The organism is Paenibacillus sp. D9, from assembly GCF_001188365.1.
Taxonomy (GTDB): Bacteria; Bacillota; Bacilli; order Paenibacillales; family Paenibacillaceae; genus Paenibacillus_O; species Paenibacillus_O humicus.
Window position 1 is genome coordinate 3,406,048 of sequence record NZ_JZEJ01000001.1, and the last position, 19,675, is coordinate 3,425,722.

Genomic DNA, 19,675 nt, shown 5'->3' on the forward strand with positions numbered 1-19,675 from the left:
GAGCCGGAGCGCCAAAAAAAGGAAAGAGACTGTCCGTAGTCATGTTCATGACTTGCGGACAGCCTCTTCTTGTAAGGTTCTAAAGCTGGTGCGATTCCGCTCTGCACGGACAATCGGCCATTCATCCATTCAGCCGGTTTCTTCGCCGTACCACAGCTGGCGGAAGCTGTCGCTTGTCTTCAGCAGCTCCTCGGCCGTGCCTTCCGCCTCAACCTTGCCGCCGTTCATCACAATGATGTGGTCTGCATGGGTCAAAGCAGCCTTGCGGTGCGAAACGACGAGGCAGGCCGCGTCCCCTTTCTCGGTGAACAGCCTCTCCCACAGCCGGCGTTCCGTCTCCACGTCGAGAGCGCTCGACAAGTCGTCGAACACATACAGCTGCGCGTCGCGCACCAGCATGCGGGCCGCCGCCGTGCGCTGGGCCTGGCCGCCCGAGAGCTTGACGCCGCGAGGCCCGACCATCGTGCTGAGGCCATGCTCGAGATTGTTCATGTCCTCTTCCATCACGGCCGCATGCAAGGCGCGCTCCACGCCGCCCGGGCGATCCTCCGCTCCCAGCAGGATGTTGTGCCGCAGCTGGTCGCTGTACAGGCGCGGAATCTGGGCGGTGTACGCGCTCTGCGGCGGCACGAAGAAGTCGGCCGGATTCCCGACAAGCTCGCCGTTCCAGCGGATATCGCCGGCCTCGGCCGGCAGGAGGCCGAGCAGCGAGCGCACGAGCGTCGTCTTGCCGCTCCCGATCATGCCCGTAACGACAGTGAAGGAGCCCCGCCGGATGTTCAGATCGATGCCTTCGATGCCGCGCCCCGTCTCCGGATAGCGGTATGTAAGCCCCCTTGCCTCCAGCATTTCCAGCGGTGGCGCCTGGAAATACGGCAGCTCGTCGTCCATGTTCCGGCTTCTCCGCACGGAAGCCGGCCGGCCAGCCGTTCCCGTCTCCGGTCCGCCTGCGCCAGGCGCCGCTTGCTCAGCGTGATGGGAAGCCGGGAATGCCGCCCTGTCCGGCCGTCCCCCGACACGCTTGCCAAGGCCGATATATCGGGCCGCTGTCAGAACAGAAGCCGGCGCCCCCTGCAGCATCGCCTTGATGCGCTCGAAGCTGACCGCCATCTGTTTGTAGTAGGTCATGAAGTTGCCGACGTTCGAAGTCAGCTGGGTGACGAAGGTGAGGTAGTACACGAACAGCGACAGGTCGCCGACGGTGAAGCCTCCACTGCGCATCTTATAGCCTGCGAGCACGAGAATGAGGCCCGTCCCCAGATTGACGGAGTTGGTGAACACGGACGACAGCGTTTCGGTCAGCAGCTTGTCCTTGACCATATTCTGGCGGCGGTTCTCGCTCAAGGCTACGAACCGGTCCACGATGCGCTTCTCTGCGCCCGCCACTTGAATGGCCTGCACGTTGGAGAACATCTCGCTGATCGCGCCCGTCACCTTGGCCGTCGATTCCCGGCTGGCGGCGCGGAACTTGTGGATGCGCGCCGTCGCGATCTGGGCCGCCGTGACGACGAGGATGAGCGGCACGAACACGAATACGGTCAGTTGGGCGTCGATCGAGACGAGAATCCAGCTCGCAACGACGACAAAGCCGACGAGGCCGAGCGTGTCGACCGACCAGCTCATCGCTTCCTCCGTATGATCGACGTCGTCGCGGAAGTTGCTGATCGCCTCGCCCGGCGAAGTCGGAATCGCCCTCGCGCCCGGCTGTCTCAGCACATGGGAGAGCATATTGCGACGGATCAGCATCGCCATCCGGAAGCGGAAGTTGACGTCGGTCAGGAAGCCTCCGAAGATCAGGGCGATCCGGGCCAGCGCCGCGGCGACGAGGAGAGCCGCGATCGCCCATACGCCGTAGGGGAACTCGTACGTTCCTTCCAGATGGTCGAAATAGGCTTTGGTCAGCAGGCCGGGCACGAGAGGAGCCATATGGATAAGCGACCAGGTCAACAGGTTGAGCAGATACAAGCCGGGCCGGTAGCCGATTAGCCGCCAGAAAAAATGTCTAGTCTTCATGCCAGCACCTCCTCCATCCCTACAGCCAGCATGCGGCTGAACCGCGACTGCGGATCGGCTGCAAGCTCCTCGCGGCGTCCGCTCTCCAGCATCCGGCCGTTCTCGAGGATCAGAATCCGATCGGCCCGCTGGATCGTCGCCAGCCGGTGGGCGATGATGATGCAGGTCTTCTCCTCCAGCAGCCGGTCGACGGCCGCTTCGATGCGGGCTTCCGTCAGAGGGTCGAGACGCGAGCTGGCTTCGTCGAGAATGACGAGGCCGGGATTCGTCAGGAAGACGCGGGCGAAGGCGAGCAGCTGCGCTTCTCCGGCCGACAGGCTGCCTCCGCCGGAGGCGAGCATCGTGTCCAGGCCGTCAGGCAGCGCCTCATACCAGGCGCCGAGACCCAGATCCTTGAGCACCTCGGCGATCCTCTCCTCCCGGATGCTGTCGTCGAACAGCGTCAGGTTGTCGCGGACGCTTCCCTCCAGAATCTCGATGTTCTGCGTCACCATCGCCACCTTGCGGCGCAGCTCGTGGAGCTTGAACTGGCGGATGTCCGTCCCCGCCAGCTCGATGGCGCCCGACTGCGGATCGTAAAAGCGCAGCAGCAGGCGCGCGATCGTCGTCTTGCCGCTGCCGGTCCGTCCCAGCAGGCCGAGCGTCTGTCCCGGCTCGAGCCTCAGCTGCAGATGGTCGAGCGTGGCGCGGCCGCCTTCCTCGTAGGCGAATTCCAGATCGCGGAATTCCACCGCGAGCGGCCCATCAGGCAGCGGAGCTCCCGGCCCGTCCTGGATCAGCGGCTTCGTCGCCAGCAGATCGCGCACGCGCATGAGGCTGGCGTCCGCTTTTTGCAGATCCTCCAGCTGGGTGCGGATCTTCTCGATCGGCTTCGCCAGCTGCTCCGTATAATAGAACACCAGATAGATGGAGCCGATCGTCAGGCCGCTCTGGCCGTTCTTCCACAGGATCGCGCAGACGATGAACGCCGCCGCGTTGCCGAGCGCGAACACCAGGATCGTCGTGCTCCACATCATGCAGAATCCGAGGAAGGCCCGCATGCGGATAGGCAGCATGCGGCGCGTCATCTCATAGAAGCGGTTCATGACGTAGCCCGCCGCTCCGTTGGCCCGGGTGTCCTCGGTGCCCTCCAGATGCTCCCCGATGAAGCCGTAGAACTCGGCGTTGATCTGCCTCCAGTTCTTCCACACGGGCACGTTGAACTTGCGGATCCACTGGATGACGTAGACGGCCCCGACGACGAACGCCGTCATGACAAGTCCGATCCAGAAGCTCTCGCGGAACAGCAGCGCCAGGATGCCGAGCATCAGGACGATGTTGCCGGCCAGATGGATGATGAAGCTGGAGAAAAAATTCGCCAGCGCGTTGACGTCGCCGTCCACCCGCTCGATCAGGGAGCCCGACGTCTGCGTCTTGTGGAAGCTCATATCCAACGACAGGCAATGCTCGGCGAGCTCCGCGCGCAGCTTGTTCGTCGTCGTCCAGCCGAGATTCTCGCTGAAGTAGGCCGCCGCTACCGATACTCCCTGCTGAAGCAAAGAAAAAGCGATGAACAGACCCGCCGCATAGTACAGCGCCGTGATGCTTCCTTGGCTTTGGGCACTGTCGATGAAATACCGGATAATCTGCGGATTGACCAGCTGCAGCCCGATCGAGACGAGCAGCAGCGCCGCAAGGCTCCACAGCAGCCGGCGCTGCGGAAAAACGTAGCGGGCCAGCATCTCCCGGTAGACGCCCCAGCCCTTGGCGGGCTTGACGGCGCCCGCCGTTTGTTCCCCTGACATACGAACACTTCCTTCCATTCCGTTACTGTACTTCAGCCCCCTCTCGATCGTCAATGGCGAATTCGGCCTAAACCAAAGTTGTCGTTGAAATAAAATTTCGAGCCTATTCGCTATTGTATGGAATTGGGAATAAGCCTACACTTATCCTATACAGCAATCCCGCCCCAGCGGCCGCTCAAGGAGTGAGGAATTTGAATTCGGAAATGCTAGGCACCTATGGCTTCATCCTGCTTGTACTGCTTCTCGTCTACTGGCGCCGTTCCGTGCGCTCCTCCCAGGCCCGTCCGATCCGCGCCGGCGGGTGGCTCATGATGCTGCCGATTCTGTTCGTGCTGCTCGGCTTCTTCGCCAGCGTGTCGTCCCTGTCTGCAACCGGCCAAGCCGTGCAATACCCTCCCCTGTGGGAGGAGCTGTGCGCCGTGCTGATCGGGATCGCGCTTGGCGCCGTGATGCTGTACCATACCGGATACGAGCTGAATGCGGACGGGCGCGTCTATACGAAGCCGAATGCGAATTTCAAGTATGTCATCCTAGCCGTCATCGTTCTCAGGCTGGCTTTGTCCCGGTACCTGCAACATTTGCAGCCGGGCCAATTCGTCTTTCTCACGATGTCGATCGCCGTCTGCTACATCGCCGTATGGAGGATCGGAAGCTTTTTCAAATACAGAACAGCGATGAGCCCTCTAAAGAACGGGTCCATCGAAAGATAGAAAGGAGGAATCCGGCCTATGGAGCGTTACCTGCTCAAAACGGCCCTGTACACGTTTCTGCTCGGCCTGGCCCTGGGACTGCTCCTCGTGCCCGACTCCGTCACGCAGATTTCCGGTCGAGTAAAGAGCGTGGCCGAGCTTCCATTGCGGGACTACATCCTGAACCTTCTCCGCTTTGCCGTCCGGATCGCGCTGGCCGGTCTCGCGCTTGGAGCCATCTGGAAGTGGTCCGGCCGCGAGCCGCAGGAAGGGCCGTCCTTCGCCCGCAGCTATGTCAAGGGATTCGCGATGACGGCTGCCGCCATCGCGGTCCTCTTCGCCTTGGCAACCGTATTTTCAATCTTATAAGAAGGGGAATGGCCATGAATCCGGAGCCGTGAAGGAGCCTTGGCAGCGGGAGCCTGCCGCCCGGCTGCGAGGGATCGTCCATGAGGCGATCGACGCCCCTATGGAGCGCATCCAGTACAAGGCCCAAGCCGGCCTCTGCCTCAGGGGGAGATGCCGGCTTTTGCATGTGCAGAAATTGCGAGGAGCGGTTCCTGCCGATACCAGCGCTGGCGGACTCCCCCTCACAATGGAAGGGAAGTCCGCCAGCCTTGGCCTATAGAGCCGCCCTTTATAGTCAGCATGCGGCAAGGAAGAAGAGGGGCCGATCATAATGAAAAACAACGGTGCTTCTCATGGGCGCCCTGGCCCGGATTCGTTCGTCTCAGTTCACGCCGCCGTAGCTGCGGTAGGTGGCATAGACCTCGTCAGCGTATTGCTCGGCATGGATGACACGGCCGTAGGAATCCGTCGCTCCCGGATACCAGTTGGGTCCCCCGTTGTAGAGCGCCAACCCTTTCCAGATGTATCCTCCCCTATTGATCATATCATTTAGAATCATGGCTCCCATATACACTTGGTCCTGCTGATCGCCGTGGTTGTAGGCATGCCCGAATGTAGAGAGGAACTGGCTGGAATAGCCGTTTCTTGTGTTGGGCTCCACCTGCATCAGTCCATCCGCACCGGATGGACCGGATGTATAGGTGCCATAGTTCGTTTCTTTTTTGATCACGGCACAGAGGAGCAAAGCGAAATCGCCGTTTTTGCCAAACCGATTGTCCGCATTCACCGCATAGTTCCAAATATAGCCGGGAGCTTCGGCAGGCTTGGATACGCCCGCGCCCGTAGAGCCGGTGCTGACAAGGTTGTATGCTTCCCATGAGCCGCCTACGGCAGCTCTGTTCGCCGCCAGAACCGCGCCGTTGTTCAAATCGGTCGATACATACTGATTGTTGGCCAAGGCTCTTAGCGCGATGGTTCCGTCCGCCAAGACGACCTTCGTGAATTTCTCCCATTGCTGGATGCTGGCGCTTCTGGCAATCAGCTTGGCTCCTTGATTAAGATCGGCCGCCACATACCTGTTGTTGGCCATGGACAGGAGAGAGATGGTGCCATCCGAATTGTTGATCACCTGGAATTGTTCCCATGCGCTGGCCGAAGTCCGGTTGGCCACTAAAGGATTGCTGCCATAATTGTCGGCACTGACATAACTGTTGTTGGCTCGGGCTTGGAGGCTGTATAGAGTCGCTGCGGATGCTTTGGCTGGCGGAAATGCGATCATCAAAATACCGACCAGAAGCGCTAACGTAAAAGCCAGCTTTTTTTGGAGGAAAGAAGGAAGACTCATCAGGAACACAACCTTTCTTTGAAATATAATCGATTACATTTGCGAAGCCAAAACAGGATGATCATTCTATCGCTGGCTATTCCTCCTTTCTGAACTGGCGGCGACCCATGGGATAGCGGTTCATCATACGATTAATATGCATTTCTATTTTTTTCAGAACGACTATGGCTGCCGGCTTGCAGCGCTCGACGATGGCAAGGGAGACGGCAAGCCCGGTCCGTTCTCCCCGTCTTGCCTTAAATAACCAGTGGAATAGACGGGCAGCCGCTTCTCCGGAATGACGCGCCCGCCGTAAGCGAGCGGTCTGCGACCTGCCAGCTGGACTGACAGCCGCAGGCCTGATAGGCCTGCGGCTGTCTCTTTATCGATCAGCCTTCCGCCGCTGCCGGGCGCCCCCCACTGACGGATGCGGCGGCCCGGCATTTCAGCAGCGCGCCGTACTCGCGCTTGAACCCTACGGAATAAAAGGCGGCGTAGAGCACAAGCAGCAGGCCGAGAATGTTCAGCACCACCATCGCCGCCGACATGCCGAAAGCATAGCTGAGCACTCCGAGCCCGGTCATCGGAACGATAAAGCCGGAGTAGGCTGCGAGGTAATAGGTCGTGATGACGCGCGGACGGTCTGCGGGGCGGGGCAGCTCGCCGGCGAAGCGAAGGCTGGCCTGGAAGGACCAGCCGCTGCCGAGCGCCTGCAGGCCGACGCCAAACCATAACAGGCCGAGGCTTCCTTCATGGCCCGAGAGCACGACTGTCCAGGCGCCGGCTGCCAGAATGAGCAGCCCGGCCCGCAGGCGCACGACGGGATTCAATGGAAGGGGAATCAGCTGCGTCAAGGCGCCGCCTCCAAGCAGCAGCAGCACCAGCAGGCCGCTGATGGAGAGATTGGAGCTGTGGAGGACGTTCGTGACGAATGTCGGAATGAGCGAGAGGACAATTCCGTTCAAGGTGAAAATGGTGAACCCCGACAAAGCGCTCATAGTCCAGAAATGTCTGCCGATGGATGCCGGGACGCCGAGCAGCGCGCCCCGGCGCTCACGGCTCTTCCCTTCCGCTCCGAGCGCGCTTGCGGCATCGGCCGCAGGAATTCTATGGAGCCCGGCTCCGCTTGCTGCATCTCTATCCAAGTCCGGCGCCTGTACCCCTGTGTTCTCCTCCTCATGCGAATGGAGCGTCTCCAGCACAGCCGCGCATGCCAGCAGAAGGGCGATGAACAGGGCATACGGGAGCCGTGAAGGCATGACAGGAGCATACTGGGCGAACAGTCCGGTAATGGCGGGCCCGATTCCGAAGCCGAGGGAAACGGTCATGCCGGACAGCAGAATCGCTTTCCCCGTCCGGGACGACGGCGTGTGGCGAAGCAGGAACGGGGTCGCCGTTCCCGTGAACAGGCCGTATGCCGCTCCTTCGGCCATTCTCGCCGCATACAGCATCCAGGCGTCGGTACTGAGCATGAACAGAAGCGACGAGGCGATCGACAGCCAGATTCCGACCCGTATGACCCGCTTATGCCCCCAGGAAGCGGCACGGACTCCGGTCAGGAGCAGGACAGGAAGCAGGACGGCCGCGTAGCTGGCGAACAGCAGGGTCAGCTCCAGGCTGTTCAGGCCATAGTCCCGATGGTACAGCGGAAACAAGGAGGACACCGATGTGGCGACCAGCGACATGATGATGAGGATGCCGAGCATTCTTTTCATTAGAGACACTTCCTTTCGGTTGGACAGGTTATTGGAACGATCGTTCAAAAAAGAGCGCGCAAACGCCGCTCAAAATACGGCATTCACAGCCATCCGGCATACATCCTCCAGCATGCTCCGACCCGCTTCCGTGCGTGCGGTGACATGAATTCCCTGCTTGATGGCAAGCAGGAAGCGCGCCGCCTCTCGAGGCTGCAAGCCATCCTTGGTCAATCCGCGCTTCGACGCATCCTCCAGAAAACGCAGCAGCACGTCTTCGGTATAGAGATGATAATCCTCCACACGCTGCGCGATCGAGGGGAGACGGACCGACGAGCCTAGCGTCGTGTTCGTCATGAAGCACCCTCTGCCCCGGGAAAAGTTCACGAGCGAAGACTCGACGACCGCATCGAAGAACAGCCGCAGCTGCTCCTGCGGATCTTCTTCCCGGCGTTCCAGGATCCGGTAGAGCCCTTGCTCCTGCAAGGCGCGGAAACGATCCATGCAGGCGGTGAAGAGCGTCTCCTTGTCTCCGAACGTATCATAAAGGCTTCCCCTGTTGATGCCCATGGCAGAGCACAGCCCCTGCACGGATGCGGCTTCGTAGCCTTGATCCCAAAATGCTTCCAGCGCCTGGTCCAGCGCCTTCGCAGGGTCGAACTCCTTCGGTCTGGCCATCCTGCACCTCCATTTTGTTCCTATCGGCTTCAAATTTTAGTCCAGTATATTCGTTTCAGAACGATCGGTCAATAATTGGACCGCCATGCCATTTACCGCAGTGCCGCAGATATGATATTGTAAGTCCACGAAGAAAGGGGAAGAAGCAAATGTTCCATACAGTCACTTACGACGGAACCCGCGAAGAGCAGTACGGGACGGTCATCCGCCAGCTCGAAGCGCTGATCGAGGACGAGCCGAACGCCATCGCCAACCTGGCGAACGCCTCGGCGCTGCTCGCGCAATTCCTCGCCGATATCAACTGGGCGGGATTCTACCTGCTCGACGAGCAGGGACTCGTGCTCGGCCCGTTCCAAGGGCTTCCGGCCTGCGTCCGCATCCCGGTCGGGCGCGGCGTCTGCGGCACCGCGGCGGAGCGCAAGGAAACGATGCTCGTCCCTGACGTGCACGCCTTTCCGGGCCATATCGCCTGCGATGCCGCCTCGCAGTCGGAGATCGTCGTGCCTCTGTTGACGGCAGACGGCCGCCTGATCGGCGTGCTCGACATCGACAGCCCGATCCTGAACCGCTTCGACGATATCGACCGCGTGCAGCTGGAGCGCTTCGCAGCCGTACTCTCGGCGCGGCTCGGCTAGTCGGCGTCCGGCTCCTTGTGCCGCCATTGCAAGACGAAGCGTGGCCTGGACGAGAATCATTCCATGAAGCTCCGCAACTATTCATTGGAACAGGACCGCTGCCCGCGGTCCTGTTTTTTTGCCGACATCCTTTTTTGCCGCCAAGCCGCGTAAGCGGGCAAGCTTCCGCTTCCGGCTTCCCTGCTCGTGTGGAAACTTTTTTCCAACCCCATTCGTTCATGGCTTCAAAGGAGCTGAAATCATGCTGAAAAGCCTGACCGGCCGCTTCGGAGCCTGGTCTCCGGCAGCAAGCCTCCGCACCCTGCTGGCCTTCGGCTGGAGCCAGGCGCTCAGCTGCGCCTTTCCGATTGTCATCTTCGCTTCGCTCGGAATGACCAAGCTTGTGCATGTTCCTGGATTATCCCGCTATGATCTGCTCCTCGTCATCTGTCTGGCGGCCCAGGCGGCGATGATATGGACGCGGCTGGAGACATGGGATGAGCTCAAGGTCATCACCTTGTTCCATCTCATCGGCCTGGCGCTGGAGCTGTTCAAGGTAAACATGGGTTCATGGAGCTATCCCGGCGAAGCCTGGAGCAAGCTCGGCGGCGTTCCGCTCTACAGCGGCTTCATGTACGCCAGCGTGGCCAGCTATATTTGCCAGGCCTGGAGAAGGCTCGGCCTTCAATTCCACCGCTGGCCCAATTCCTATGCCGCCGCAGGGACGGCCCTGCTGATCTATGCCAATTTCTTCACCCATCACTGGCTGCCCGACCTTCGCTGGTGGCTGACAGCTCTGCTTGCCCTCTTGTTCTGGCGCACGACCGTCTCCTATACGGCGGGAGGCAGAACGATGCGCATGCCGATGCTGCTCAGCTTCGGGTTGATCGCTCTGTTCATCTGGATCGCCGAAAATATCTCCACCTTTCTCGGCGCCTGGCGCTACCCCGACCAGGAGCTGGACTGGACGATGGTCCACTGGAGCAAGCTCAGCTCCTGGTTCCTGCTCGTCGTAATCAGCATTCTGATCGTAGCCCAGCTGAAGCGGATCAAAGCCCAAGGAAACGAATCACAAGCCTGACCGCAGAGGATTCATCTCTGGCAAACGAAATATCTGCGGATGCTCTTCTGTCCGCACCTGATCTCGAGAAGCCGTCCCTTGGCAGGCAGTCCGTCCCATCTCCAGGATGAAATCCGCAAAGAGAGAGCCGGGAACTGTCCCCGGCTCTCTCTTCCCTCACTCCTTCATATAACGCTCCCGCAGGATGTTTAAATGATGCTTCTCATGACCGGCAATGACGCAGGCCAGCAGCAGAACCGAGTGCCGCAGACCGTTGGCCACTCCTTCGCGCTGCCAATCTTCCGGCCGCAAACCGCGAAGCAGCGTCAATGTCGCCTGCCGCACAGCGGAATAGTCGGCCGCGGCCTGAGCCCTCGTCCAGCTGGTGAAAGGCCCCTCGGCAACCAAAAGATTCTCGTCGTAGCCCGGCAGCTCCGTGGCATCGCCGCGTGCGAAACGCAGCAGCCGGTAGGCCAGTATCCGTTCGTTGTCGGCCACATGGCCGATGACTTGGCGAATGCTCCATTTGCCCGGCGCATAGCGGAATTCCAGCTGTTCCTCCGCAAGCGTATCCAGCAGGCCAAGCATGTCGGCTTGCTGTCCTTCCAGAATGGCGAGCAGGTCTCCATCGGGAACGGCCCCGACATAAGGCTTCTCGTAATCGGGCACTTCATGGTTCTGCGGTCTCTCCTGCATAGGCTGTCCACCTCTCCTTGTCTTGGAAGGAATGAATTCGACATCCAACGCTTTTTCCCTTCCAAAATTCATCCGCTTCCGCAGCGAATACGCCTTCTAAACGGCAGCAGCCCGGCCGCATTCATGCGGGCCGGGCTGCTGCGGCTGCCGCCGAGCGGCTTTATTCGTCCTTGAACCGGAACGTTCGCGCCAGATAGAGCACCGGCGTCGATGCGATGGAGATGACGAACTTCATCACGTACGTGGTTAGGAAGATTTGAATCCAGATATCCCATGAATAACCGCTGACTCCTGCAAACGCGATCGTGCAGAAGACGAGCGAATCCACGAACTGGCTCAAGATCGTGCTTCCGTTGATGCGGATCCAGAACTGGTTGCGTCCGCCGAAGCGCCGTTTCAGCACCGAGAAGACGCGCACGTCCAGAAACTGGCTGATGAAGTAAGCGCTCAGGCTGGCAAGCGCCAGACGCGGCATCAGGCCGAAGATCGTCGACAGCGATTCGTGGGCGAAATCGGTCTCCGCCGGATCAAACTTGAGCACCATCTGCATGAGGATCGTTGTGGCGATGAGAATGAAGAAGCCGAACCATACCGCCTGGCGGGCCTCCTTGCCGCCGTAGCGCTCGTTGATCAAGTCCGTCGTCATGTAAAGCGACGCATAGATCGTGTTGCCGAGCGTCATGACGATGCCGAACATGGAGATCGTCTCCGTCACCTGGATATTTGCGACCACCGTCGCGAAGCCGATCCAGGCATAGAGGCCTTTTTTGCCGAAGAAACGATAACACGCCAGGAACAGCGCGAAGTTGACCAGGACGAAGAACACGCCCCAGGTGAAATTGAACATGAACATACTACCCCCTAGTTTTGGTGACGCGGGATGGTTACGAACCGCGTGCGGCAAATGGACGCAGCCGGAAGCTTGGAGCTCCCGGCCGCGTCTCCGCCAAAAAACCTGTATCATCATAGCACAAAGAGGCTTCCGTGTCTTGGCTTGGAATCCATTGCCGCCTTGGAGGGTCCGACGTTCGTGAACGGGCGGGCTTGTCCCTTCCGGCACAGAAGGAGGCGGAGCGGGCAGCGCCGCCGGAGGCGAAAAAGCCTGCGGCGAAGATTCCGCTCCGCCGCAGGCCGCATTCCCGGTCATGTTAGACGGACAGAACCCGGCCATGATCGGTTTTAGTTCATGGAAAAATCTTTATATGAATCCAAACTGGCTTCATCCTTCTTTCATCACCGGAATCAAGTGATCGCCAGCCCCGCGCTCGCATAACCCGCCGCCGTATTGACGAGCGTCAAACCCGTCGCCGTCGCCGAGAAGACCAGCAGCAGTCTAGTCTGTGCGGTTACCGGGATGGACAGACCCGACGTCAGGCCGTTGCTGACGGTTCCGATCGACAGAGTCCCGGTAAGAGCCGGCGCGAGCGAAACGACAGCTCCGGCTACCGGGCTGAAAGTATTATTTGGTGTCGCCGAGCTGTACAGCGTAGCCGTGATTGTAATCGTAGAGCCGATCAGACTTAGCGAAGCCGTTGTGCTGAAATATGCGGCCAAGGAAGTAATCGTACCCGCACGCGGAACCGAGAAGGCAAAATTGAGTAGCGTCCCCGCCGCGCCCGTCAAATCAATCGTGGCACCTCCGACATTGACGCTCGACACGGAGTTGCCAAAACCGACAAGCCCGCCCGTTCCGGCAAGCCCCCCAGCAATCGTCGTCAATGCGACAGGAGTGCCGGATGCGAAAGGAATGATGGCCCCCGTACCTGCAATACCGGTTGACCCCGTTGCTCCGGTTGCTCCTGTTGCTCCTGTTGAACCTGTGACTCCTGTCGCTCCAGTTGGTCCTGTTGGTCCAGCACCACCTGTTACCCCGGTTGCCCCTGTAGTTCCAGTTGCTCCTGTTAAACCTGCAGCTCCTGTTGCTCCTGTTGCTCCCGTTGCTCCGGTTGCTCCCGTTATTCCTGTTGGTCCAGTGGTACCTGTTACCCCGGTTAATCCTGTGGTTCCTGTTGCTCCTGTGACTCCCGTTGCTCCTGTGACTCCTGTTGGTCCAGTGCCGCCTGTTACCCCGGTTAATCCTGTGGTTCCTGTTGCTCCTGTCGCTCCCGTTGGGCCTGTGGCTCCTGTTGCCCCGGTTGAACCTGTGAATCCGGTTGCTCCTGTTGAACCTGTGGAGCCGGTTGCCCCCGTGATTCCCGTAATTCCAGTCGCTCCGGTCACGCCCGTTACCCCGGTTGGTCCAGTGACACCTGTTACCCCGGTTACTCCTTGGGCTCCGGTTGCTCCGGTTGCTCCTGTTGCCCCGGTTGCCCCGATTGAACCTGTGAATCCGGTTGTTCCGGTTGGTCCTGTGGCTCCCGTTACCCCCGTTGCTCCTGTGACTGCCGTTGCTCCTGTTAAACCTGTGACTCCGGTTGCTCCAGTCAACCCTGTTGCTCCCGTTAGGCCCGTGTCCCCTGTAACACCAGTAACACCTGTAATTCCTGCGGCTCCCGTTGTTCCTGTTACGCCTGTTGCTCCTGTGACTCCGGTTGCCCCCGTTACTCCTGTGCTTCCCGTAATTCCTGTTGCTCCAGTCAACCCTGTTGCTCCGGTTGGGCCCGTGTCCCCTGTAACACCCATAACTCCTGCGGCTCCCGTTGCTCCTGTTACGCCGATTGTTCCTGTGACTCCGTTTGCTCCTGTAGCTCCGGTTGCTCCAGTCAACCCTGTTGCTCCGGTTGGGCCCGTGTTCCCTGTAATACCCGTGACTCCTGTGGTTCCTGTCGCCCCGGCCAGCCCTGTCGCTCCTGTCGCCCCCGCTCCGGTTGCACCTGTCGGGCCGACCGCTCCCGCGGCTCCCGTGTCCCCGGTTGCTCCCGCCAGCCCCGTCGCTCCTGTCGCTCCCGCTCCCGTTGCACCCGTCGCGCCGACCGCTCCCGTGGCTCCCGTGTCCCCGGTTGCTCCGGCCAGCCCCGTCGCTCCTGTCGCTCCCGCTCCCGTTGCACCCGTCGCGCCGACCGCTCCCGTGGCTCCCGTGTCCCCGGCCAGCCCTGTCGCTCCTGTCGCCCCCGCTCCAGTTGCACCTGTCGCGCCGACCGCTCCCGTGGCTCCCGTGTCCCCGGTTGCTCCGGCCAGCCCCGTCGCTCCTGTCGCTCCCGCTCCCGTTGCACCCGTCGCGCCGACCGCTCCCGTGGCTCCCGTGTCCCCGGCCAGCCCGGTCGCTCCTGTCGCTCCCGCTCCCGTCGTCCCGGTCGCCCCGGTCGGGCCTGTCGTCCCCGTACTGCCATCGGTTCCGGTCGCCCCCGTCGCTCCTGTAAGCCCCGTCGGCCCTCCCGCAGGTCCAGCCGGACCGGTCGCTCCCGTTGCGCCGGTCGCTCCTTCCGACCCTGCCGTTCCTGTCGCGCCGCTCGGCCCGGTCTCTCCAGGATCGCCCGGGGGACCCGGCGTCCCGGTTGCCCCGGCCGCTCCCGGCAAGCCGGGGGCGCCGGCTGGCCCCACAGCTCCAGCCGGGCCTATGGCCCCGGGAACTCCTGCCGGACCGGCAGGTCCGGTCGGGCCCGTTGCGCCGGCAGCTCCTCTTGCGCCCAGCGACCGCCCCGCCAGAGCCAGCAGCTGTCCAGTCTCGCGAAGCAGGCCGACCCATCCATCCTTGACGCGCGGGGATACGCAAAAGACGAGAACCGCGCCGAGCAACTCGGTCACCATTGCTTGGAGAGTGACAATCAGCAGCGCATCGCTTTCGCTCCGATTTTCATACTGACCGATCGCCAGCTCCAGAGCCGCCTGCAGCACCCCTTTTTCCTGCAAGGGAATCCGCATCGAGTTGATGAGAAGCAGCAGCTGGCCCAGCACCTCTCTGAGCGACCCGTCCGCAACGCCTCTTGGCCATTCCGACAATGCCTGATCAAGCCATTCCAGCAGGGCTTCCCATTGATCCGCTTCCGCCGGCGTGACCGGAATCACGCAATGATGCTTCTTTCGGACAGGCATCTCGCAATCCTTTTGGGAGTGAGGCCGCTTGGATACGTGTCTTCTTCTTCTCGGTTGATCAGGCATGCCATTAACCCCCTTGATTATTAGAAGGCTATGTCGGAAACCGGCGTCCAATTCTCCCGATTGGATTCCGAAGCCATTTTTGAGCAAAAAAAAGACCCGCTCGCGGGCCTTCTCCTCTCTATACCGCCTAGTCTGCTTATGCCATCCGCTTGACGGCCATCAGCGCATCGACCGGCTCGTGATCTCTGTCGTATGCGTTCACAAATGCCGGGTTGGACGCATCATGAAACCCTTTCATGACCATAACCTCGTATCCGAGAGCCGCAAGCTCCTCCGGCTCCCATCCGCTGCGATGCATTTGATACTTTTCGCCGTTGAGCCCGTAATGGTCGAAAGCTTCCTGCGGGAAAAAACCCCGCGGCGTGAACAGGATGACCCGCTCGCGCGCGATGATTTCCGCCTGCCTCAGAAGCTCGTATCCCGCCGATTTTTCCAGATGCTCAAGCACATCCACCAGTGTAACAGCCGTAAAGGAGCCTGGGACAAAGAGCCTTCCGATCTCAAGCGCATCGGCGTGTAGAGGCACAACGGACGGATAGTGGGCCGCAATATAGTCCACGTACGGCTTATGGACGTCGAGCGCGACTATTTGCCGGGCATGAAGGGACGTCAGGAGCGGTCCGGGGCCGCTTCCTACATCCAGAAGGGTCTGCGCTCCGCCGATGAGCCCGTTGAGCCGGATCAAGAAATCTTTTTCTTCCGTCACATGAATCATGTCCAATCACATCCTCCTTCAAGGTCCATCCGCTTGCTGCATTGTATGCGGACTTGCCTTCGGAAGGCCCGGCAGAAGCCTGACGGACAACGAAAAGGCCGCTCTTGCCGACGATGGAAACCCGCAGGCGGCTCCGTTAATGCCGCTCTTAAAATTCCATATAATGGATTTATGTCTTGTAATGGCGATCCGAACCCGATATAGTGATTTTAGCAAAAATGCCAGGCACTTCCGTTCCAGCGATGATCAGCCTGCCAAAGGAGACGATTGAAATGTCCGCCCAACCTCCCAGGCCGCCTTCCTATACGATTCCCTCTACCAAGCTGGATGCTCTGGACCGCCGAATTACCGAGCTGCTCCGCCTCAACTCGCGGATGTCTTATACGGATATCAGCAAGGAAGTAGGCATCTCCAGGGTCGGCGTCCAAGCACGAGTCAATGCCTTGATCGAGAACGGCACCCTGGAAAGATTCACGGTCTTGGTCAATCCCGAGAAGATCGGCATGAACGTATCGGCCTTTTTTCATGTTGAAGTCGAACCTCATCGTCTCAGCGAAGTAGCGCGTCGGCTGTCGGACGAGCCTGCCGTCACCGCGCTTCACCATATGACCGGGCCGAGCAAACTGCATATGCACGCCGTATTCGCCACGATGCAGGAGATGGAAGCTTTTCTCCAGGAGCGCTTGTACAATCTGCCCGGCATCGCTGGCGTCGAAAGCCAGCTCCTGATCAAGAAATACAAATACTAGACGGTCTTGCCCGTCAAAAGCCGACTTGCCGGATCTCCGGTCCGAGCCGGCTTTTTTACTGCTCATCGTTTTTTCAACCGTTCCAGATTTTGTTCCGCCAGCCGTTTTGCCGCCTTGGAAGGAGGAATGCCGAATTTTTCCGCCAGATGGAAAACCTCCTTTGCCGTTTCAGCCACGGCCTGCACGCTTTCCTGAAGCTCCTCTCGTCCCAATCCCTGCAGCTCTCCAGCGGTGATGATGATTCCGCCGGCATTCAGGATGTAATCCGGGACATAGAGGATTCCCTTCTCCTCGATCAATTCCCCGTGACGTTCCATGGACAGCTGATTGTTGGCTGCTCCGGCGACAATCGAACAGCGCAGCCGGGGGATGGTCACATCATTCAGTATGCCGCCCAGGGCGCAAGGCGCGAATACATCGCATTTCGTCTTATAGACGTTCTCCGGCTTCACCCGCCTTGCACCGTAGTATCTCACCGCCTCCAAAACAGCGGAGTCATTGAGGTCGGAGACGATCAGCCTGGCCCCATCCTCGTATAAATACCGGCACAGCCGGAAGCCTACTTTGCCAAGTCCCTGAACGAGCACCTTGAGATCGTAAAGCGACGGCAGCCCAAGACGATAACCTACGGCAGCCTTCATCCCCTGATACACGCCGTATGCCGTCATCTCGGCCGTAAAATCATCCTGCGCCATGATGCTTCCCGATGTATCCGTTACATAGGAAGTCTGAGTTTGAATCGCGTCCATGTCCTGGATGCAGGTGCCCAGATCAAGCCCGGTTATATAACGGCCGCCCAAGCCTTCAATGAACCGTCCCAGTGACTGGAACAGCCGCCGCCTCCCGTACTCTTCGCCCCGCAGTTCCCCCGTTCCGCTTCTCCCTGCCCTCCGCTGCGCCCGTGTCGCTTCCGGTCCGCATTCCTCCATCCTAGCTGCGGGATCCCTCCAGACGACAGCCTTTCCTCCCCCGTAAGGGAGGTTGTAGGCCGCGTTTTTATACGTCATTCCCCGCGCGAGACGCATCGCATCCTGCAGGGCGACTTCCTCATCCGCGTATGTCATATACCGGCATCCGCCAAGCGAAGGTCCCGCTGCCGTGTTATGAATGGCGACAATCGCTCTCAGACCGCTCTCCGCATCATGGCAAAAAGCGACCTGCTCAAAGCCGCCGCCGATTATTTCCCGGAAAATAGTCATGCGATGTTCCTCCTCGCCCCTGAAAGGACTACATTTCTATGCGAGGATCAATTCCAATATGCCCAGACAAGGCCTGGACCGCATGGGCACCACCCTAAAATCAGCATATGCACATTTGTACCTCCCGCCCAAACATCACGGGTGCGCTCGCCGTATGATGTGGCATACCACAAGAAAGGGGATTTGACACATGTCTTACGGAGTTGGCGGAGCGGTTGGCGGCGTAGGCGCAGGCTGCGGCTACGGCGGCGGCTGGGGTTACTCGAGCACGGGCGCCATTCTGGTTCTCTTCATCCTGCTGGTTATCATCAGCCGCGCATTCCTGTACTAGTCTAGGACTGGGCAGGTTTCACGTATTATTGAATTTGGACCAGAGACCTCCTGAAGGATTTCCTTCAGGAGGTTTTAGCTTTCCTTCGGAGGCCGATAACGACTGAAAATGGCCGAGCGCACATTTGTCCTCCCCATCCAATCGGCATGCAAGGAAAAATCATACGATGCATCATTCCATTGAAAAGGAGAGTTGAAATGTCCGAAAACGTTGAAGGCGCAGAAACAAAAGTCGAAGCCGCTCGCGGCGGCTTTGGCTATTCCAGCACAGGCGCCATTCTGGTTCTCTTCATTCTGCTCGTAATCATCAGCCGCGCGTTCCTGTACTAGTTCGAGGGTAAAAACCAAAAGCCTCCTGAAGACAGCCTTCAGGAGGCTTTTTCATGCCGATCCGATTCGGCTTGAAGGCGCTTCGACCGCGACGTAGCCAAGCGCACATTTGTCCTTCCCGTCCAATCGGCATGCTGCCGCAGCTCATACATTGTATCATTCCACAACAAAGGAGTTTTGATATGTCTGAATATGTAGAAGGCGCAGAAACAAAAGTCGAAGCCGCTCGCGGCGGTGTCAGCAGCACCGGAATCATTCTGGTTCTCTTCATTCTGCTGGTCATCATCAGCAGCATTTTCTTCGTCTAACCGACTTCTCGGCTGGCGCCGGATCGCTCGCGATCCGGCGCTTTCCCCTGCTCGGATGAAAGCGGCCGAAGGCTCCTTTCTGCTGCATGCCCATTTCTCCTCGATTGACCTTCCTGCCCAAACATCACGGTCCGCCCCCGCGTATGATGTGTTATCTCAAGCGAAAGGGGATTTGACAAATGTCATACGGCGTTGGCGGAGTAGGAGCAGGCTGCGGAGGAGTCGGATACGGTGGTGTGTGGACGAACACCGGAGCCATCCTTGTTCTCTTCATTCTGCTGGTTATCATCAGCCGGGCTTTCCTCTATTAGCATAGCATGAGGAAGGTGCAGCTGGGCTCTTGCACAATTGTACCTCCCGCCCGAACATCACGATAGCAACAATCATAAATTAACTTATAACACTAAAGGGGGATTTGCACATGTCTTATGGAGTTGGCGGAGCAGTTGGCGGCGTAGGCGCAGGCTACGGCGGCTGGGGTTACTCGAGCATCGGCGCCATTCTGGTTCTCTTCATCCTGCTGGTCATCATCAGTCGCGCATTCCTGTGCTAGTCGCCCCCTAGCCCCTTCAAAAAATTCAATGCTCCCGAAACAAAACCAACCCTTCCCGTCATGCGGGAAGGGTTTTGATTTGCATGAATTAAACTTTCCGATTCATCTAAATTTATCCGATTCTATTTCCGATTATAAAGAATGACTTTTACCGTGAAACCCATCAGCGCATCGTTCCAGTCAAGTAGGAAGACACGAATCTGAATGCCGTTAATTCCGCAATCGATAAGGGCAGCTGAAAATAGAGGATATTCAACAAAAACCGCATGAAAAGACAAAAATCGATTGCAATGAACGGCAAAAATCAACCAATTGGGCTTTATTGGCTCTATATTCGATTGAAAAGAGGGAGAGGATCGATTAATCACGAACAATTTTATTTTGAAAGCATCTCTTCAATCGGATTCACCTACCCCAATTTGCTTCCATCGGGACTCCCTTTGCTTGATCGCGCCTCCCTCCCGAACAATTGTATTTCCGGCCAGATAAGAGCCCAAGGGAACTCAGCGAGGTAATATCCGCACCGCGGGAGAGCGTCGGCTACACAATGTCC

20 protein-coding genes are annotated in these 19,675 nt (G+C 59.1%); 10 read left to right on the top strand and 10 right to left on the bottom strand.

Annotated features, from left to right (window positions below; translation table 11 throughout):
- Positions 1-129 precede the first annotated feature (129 nt).
- Both VE23_RS15330 and VE23_RS15335 read right to left on the bottom strand, forming a co-directional pair.
- The gene (locus VE23_RS15330) at positions 130-2,013 is read right to left on the bottom strand and encodes an ABC transporter ATP-binding protein (RefSeq protein WP_048744855.1); all 1,884 of its coding nucleotides are present in this window, start codon (positions 2,011-2,013) and stop codon (positions 130-132) included.
- Positions 2,010-3,797: an ABC transporter ATP-binding protein gene (locus VE23_RS15335; protein WP_083436245.1), complete on the bottom strand. Its 1,788-nt coding sequence runs from the start codon at positions 3,795-3,797 to the stop codon at positions 2,010-2,012. The genes VE23_RS15330 and VE23_RS15335 overlap by 4 nt, the downstream gene beginning before the upstream one ends.
- Positions 3,798-3,988: 191 nt before the next feature.
- Here VE23_RS15335 and VE23_RS15340 point away from each other — a divergent pair, with 191 nt between their 5' ends.
- Both VE23_RS15340 and VE23_RS15345 read left to right on the top strand, forming a co-directional pair.
- The gene (locus VE23_RS15340) at positions 3,989-4,507 is read left to right on the top strand and encodes a CcdC protein domain-containing protein (RefSeq protein ID WP_048744856.1); all 519 of its coding nucleotides are present in this window, start codon (positions 3,989-3,991) and stop codon (positions 4,505-4,507) included.
- A gap of 18 nt (positions 4,508-4,525) precedes the next feature.
- On the top strand, positions 4,526-4,855 hold the full coding sequence (locus VE23_RS15345; RefSeq protein ID WP_021881828.1) for a hypothetical protein: 330 nt from the start codon (positions 4,526-4,528) through the stop codon (positions 4,853-4,855).
- Positions 4,856-5,216: 361 nt separating this feature from the next.
- On the opposite strand, the gene VE23_RS27395 is transcribed toward VE23_RS15345, so the two are convergent.
- The 3 genes from VE23_RS27395 to VE23_RS15365 all read right to left on the bottom strand — a co-directional run bounded on the left by VE23_RS27395 (position 5,217) and on the right by VE23_RS15365 (position 8,530).
- Entirely contained in the window at positions 5,217-6,179 is a 963-nt protein-coding gene (locus VE23_RS27395; RefSeq protein ID WP_232316967.1) for a transglycosylase SLT domain-containing protein, read from the bottom strand.
- Positions 6,180-6,547: 368 nt separating this feature from the next.
- Positions 6,548-7,873, bottom strand: coding sequence for an MFS transporter (locus tag VE23_RS15360; RefSeq protein ID WP_049868455.1), 1,326 nt, complete (start codon positions 7,871-7,873; stop codon positions 6,548-6,550).
- A gap of 69 nt (positions 7,874-7,942) precedes the next feature.
- Positions 7,943-8,530 (bottom strand): TetR/AcrR family transcriptional regulator, encoded by a 588-nt coding sequence (locus VE23_RS15365; RefSeq protein WP_049868456.1) that lies wholly within the window; start codon positions 8,528-8,530, stop codon positions 7,943-7,945.
- A 149-nt stretch (positions 8,531-8,679) separates the two neighbouring features.
- Here VE23_RS15365 and VE23_RS15370 point away from each other — a divergent pair, with 149 nt between their 5' ends.
- Both VE23_RS15370 and VE23_RS15375 read left to right on the top strand, forming a co-directional pair.
- Positions 8,680-9,165 (top strand): GAF domain-containing protein, encoded by a 486-nt coding sequence (locus VE23_RS15370; RefSeq protein WP_048744859.1) that lies wholly within the window; start codon positions 8,680-8,682, stop codon positions 9,163-9,165.
- A 241-nt stretch (positions 9,166-9,406) separates the two neighbouring features.
- On the top strand, positions 9,407-10,225 hold the full coding sequence (locus VE23_RS15375; protein WP_049868457.1) for a DUF817 domain-containing protein: 819 nt from the start codon (positions 9,407-9,409) through the stop codon (positions 10,223-10,225).
- 156 nt (positions 10,226-10,381) lie between these two features.
- Here VE23_RS15375 and VE23_RS15380 read toward each other — a convergent pair whose 3' ends face one another.
- From VE23_RS15380 to VE23_RS15400, 4 genes are all read right to left on the bottom strand, one after another.
- Positions 10,382-10,900 carry a DinB family protein gene (locus VE23_RS15380; RefSeq protein WP_049868458.1) on the bottom strand — a complete coding sequence of 173 codons (519 nt, stop codon included), beginning with the start codon at positions 10,898-10,900 and terminating at the stop codon, positions 10,382-10,384.
- 160 nt (positions 10,901-11,060) lie between these two features.
- A complete protein-coding gene (locus VE23_RS15385; protein ID WP_049868459.1) occupies positions 11,061-11,747 on the bottom strand; it encodes a queuosine precursor transporter in 687 nt (228 codons plus the stop codon).
- Positions 11,748-12,142: 395 nt separating this feature from the next.
- Complete coding sequence (locus tag VE23_RS25935) at positions 12,143-14,872, bottom strand: exosporium glycoprotein BclB-related protein (protein ID WP_269745997.1); 2,730 nt, start codon at positions 14,870-14,872, stop codon at positions 12,143-12,145.
- Between the two features lie 202 nt (positions 14,873-15,074).
- Positions 15,075-15,653 carry a class I SAM-dependent methyltransferase gene (locus VE23_RS15400; RefSeq protein WP_049868461.1) on the bottom strand — a complete coding sequence of 193 codons (579 nt, stop codon included), beginning with the start codon at positions 15,651-15,653 and terminating at the stop codon, positions 15,075-15,077.
- Between the two features lie 272 nt (positions 15,654-15,925).
- Between VE23_RS15400 and VE23_RS15405 the strand changes: the two genes are divergently transcribed.
- Positions 15,926-16,402 (top strand): Lrp/AsnC family transcriptional regulator, encoded by a 477-nt coding sequence (locus VE23_RS15405; protein ID WP_048747574.1) that lies wholly within the window; start codon positions 15,926-15,928, stop codon positions 16,400-16,402.
- Between the two features lie 62 nt (positions 16,403-16,464).
- On the opposite strand, the gene VE23_RS15410 is transcribed toward VE23_RS15405, so the two are convergent.
- Positions 16,465-17,601: a Leu/Phe/Val dehydrogenase gene (locus tag VE23_RS15410; RefSeq protein ID WP_049868462.1), complete on the bottom strand. Its 1,137-nt coding sequence runs from the start codon at positions 17,599-17,601 to the stop codon at positions 16,465-16,467.
- Between the two features lie 190 nt (positions 17,602-17,791).
- Between VE23_RS15410 and VE23_RS27085 the strand changes: the two genes are divergently transcribed.
- The 5 genes from VE23_RS27085 to VE23_RS26575 all read left to right on the top strand — a co-directional run bounded on the left by VE23_RS27085 (position 17,792) and on the right by VE23_RS26575 (position 19,122).
- Positions 17,792-17,932: a hypothetical protein gene (locus VE23_RS27085; RefSeq protein ID WP_021881002.1), complete on the top strand. Its 141-nt coding sequence runs from the start codon at positions 17,792-17,794 to the stop codon at positions 17,930-17,932.
- A 197-nt stretch (positions 17,933-18,129) separates the two neighbouring features.
- Positions 18,130-18,261 (top strand): hypothetical protein, encoded by a 132-nt coding sequence (locus VE23_RS27090; protein ID WP_021881003.1) that lies wholly within the window; start codon positions 18,130-18,132, stop codon positions 18,259-18,261.
- Positions 18,262-18,443: 182 nt separating this feature from the next.
- Positions 18,444-18,569: a sporulation protein YjcZ gene (locus VE23_RS25940; protein WP_021881004.1), complete on the top strand. Its 126-nt coding sequence runs from the start codon at positions 18,444-18,446 to the stop codon at positions 18,567-18,569.
- A gap of 179 nt (positions 18,570-18,748) precedes the next feature.
- Entirely contained in the window at positions 18,749-18,880 is a 132-nt protein-coding gene (locus tag VE23_RS27400) for a YjcZ family sporulation protein (RefSeq protein ID WP_217900070.1), read from the top strand.
- A 110-nt stretch (positions 18,881-18,990) separates the two neighbouring features.
- Complete coding sequence (locus VE23_RS26575) at positions 18,991-19,122, top strand: hypothetical protein (RefSeq protein ID WP_021881005.1); 132 nt, start codon at positions 18,991-18,993, stop codon at positions 19,120-19,122.
- Positions 19,123-19,675: the final 553 nt, after the last annotated feature.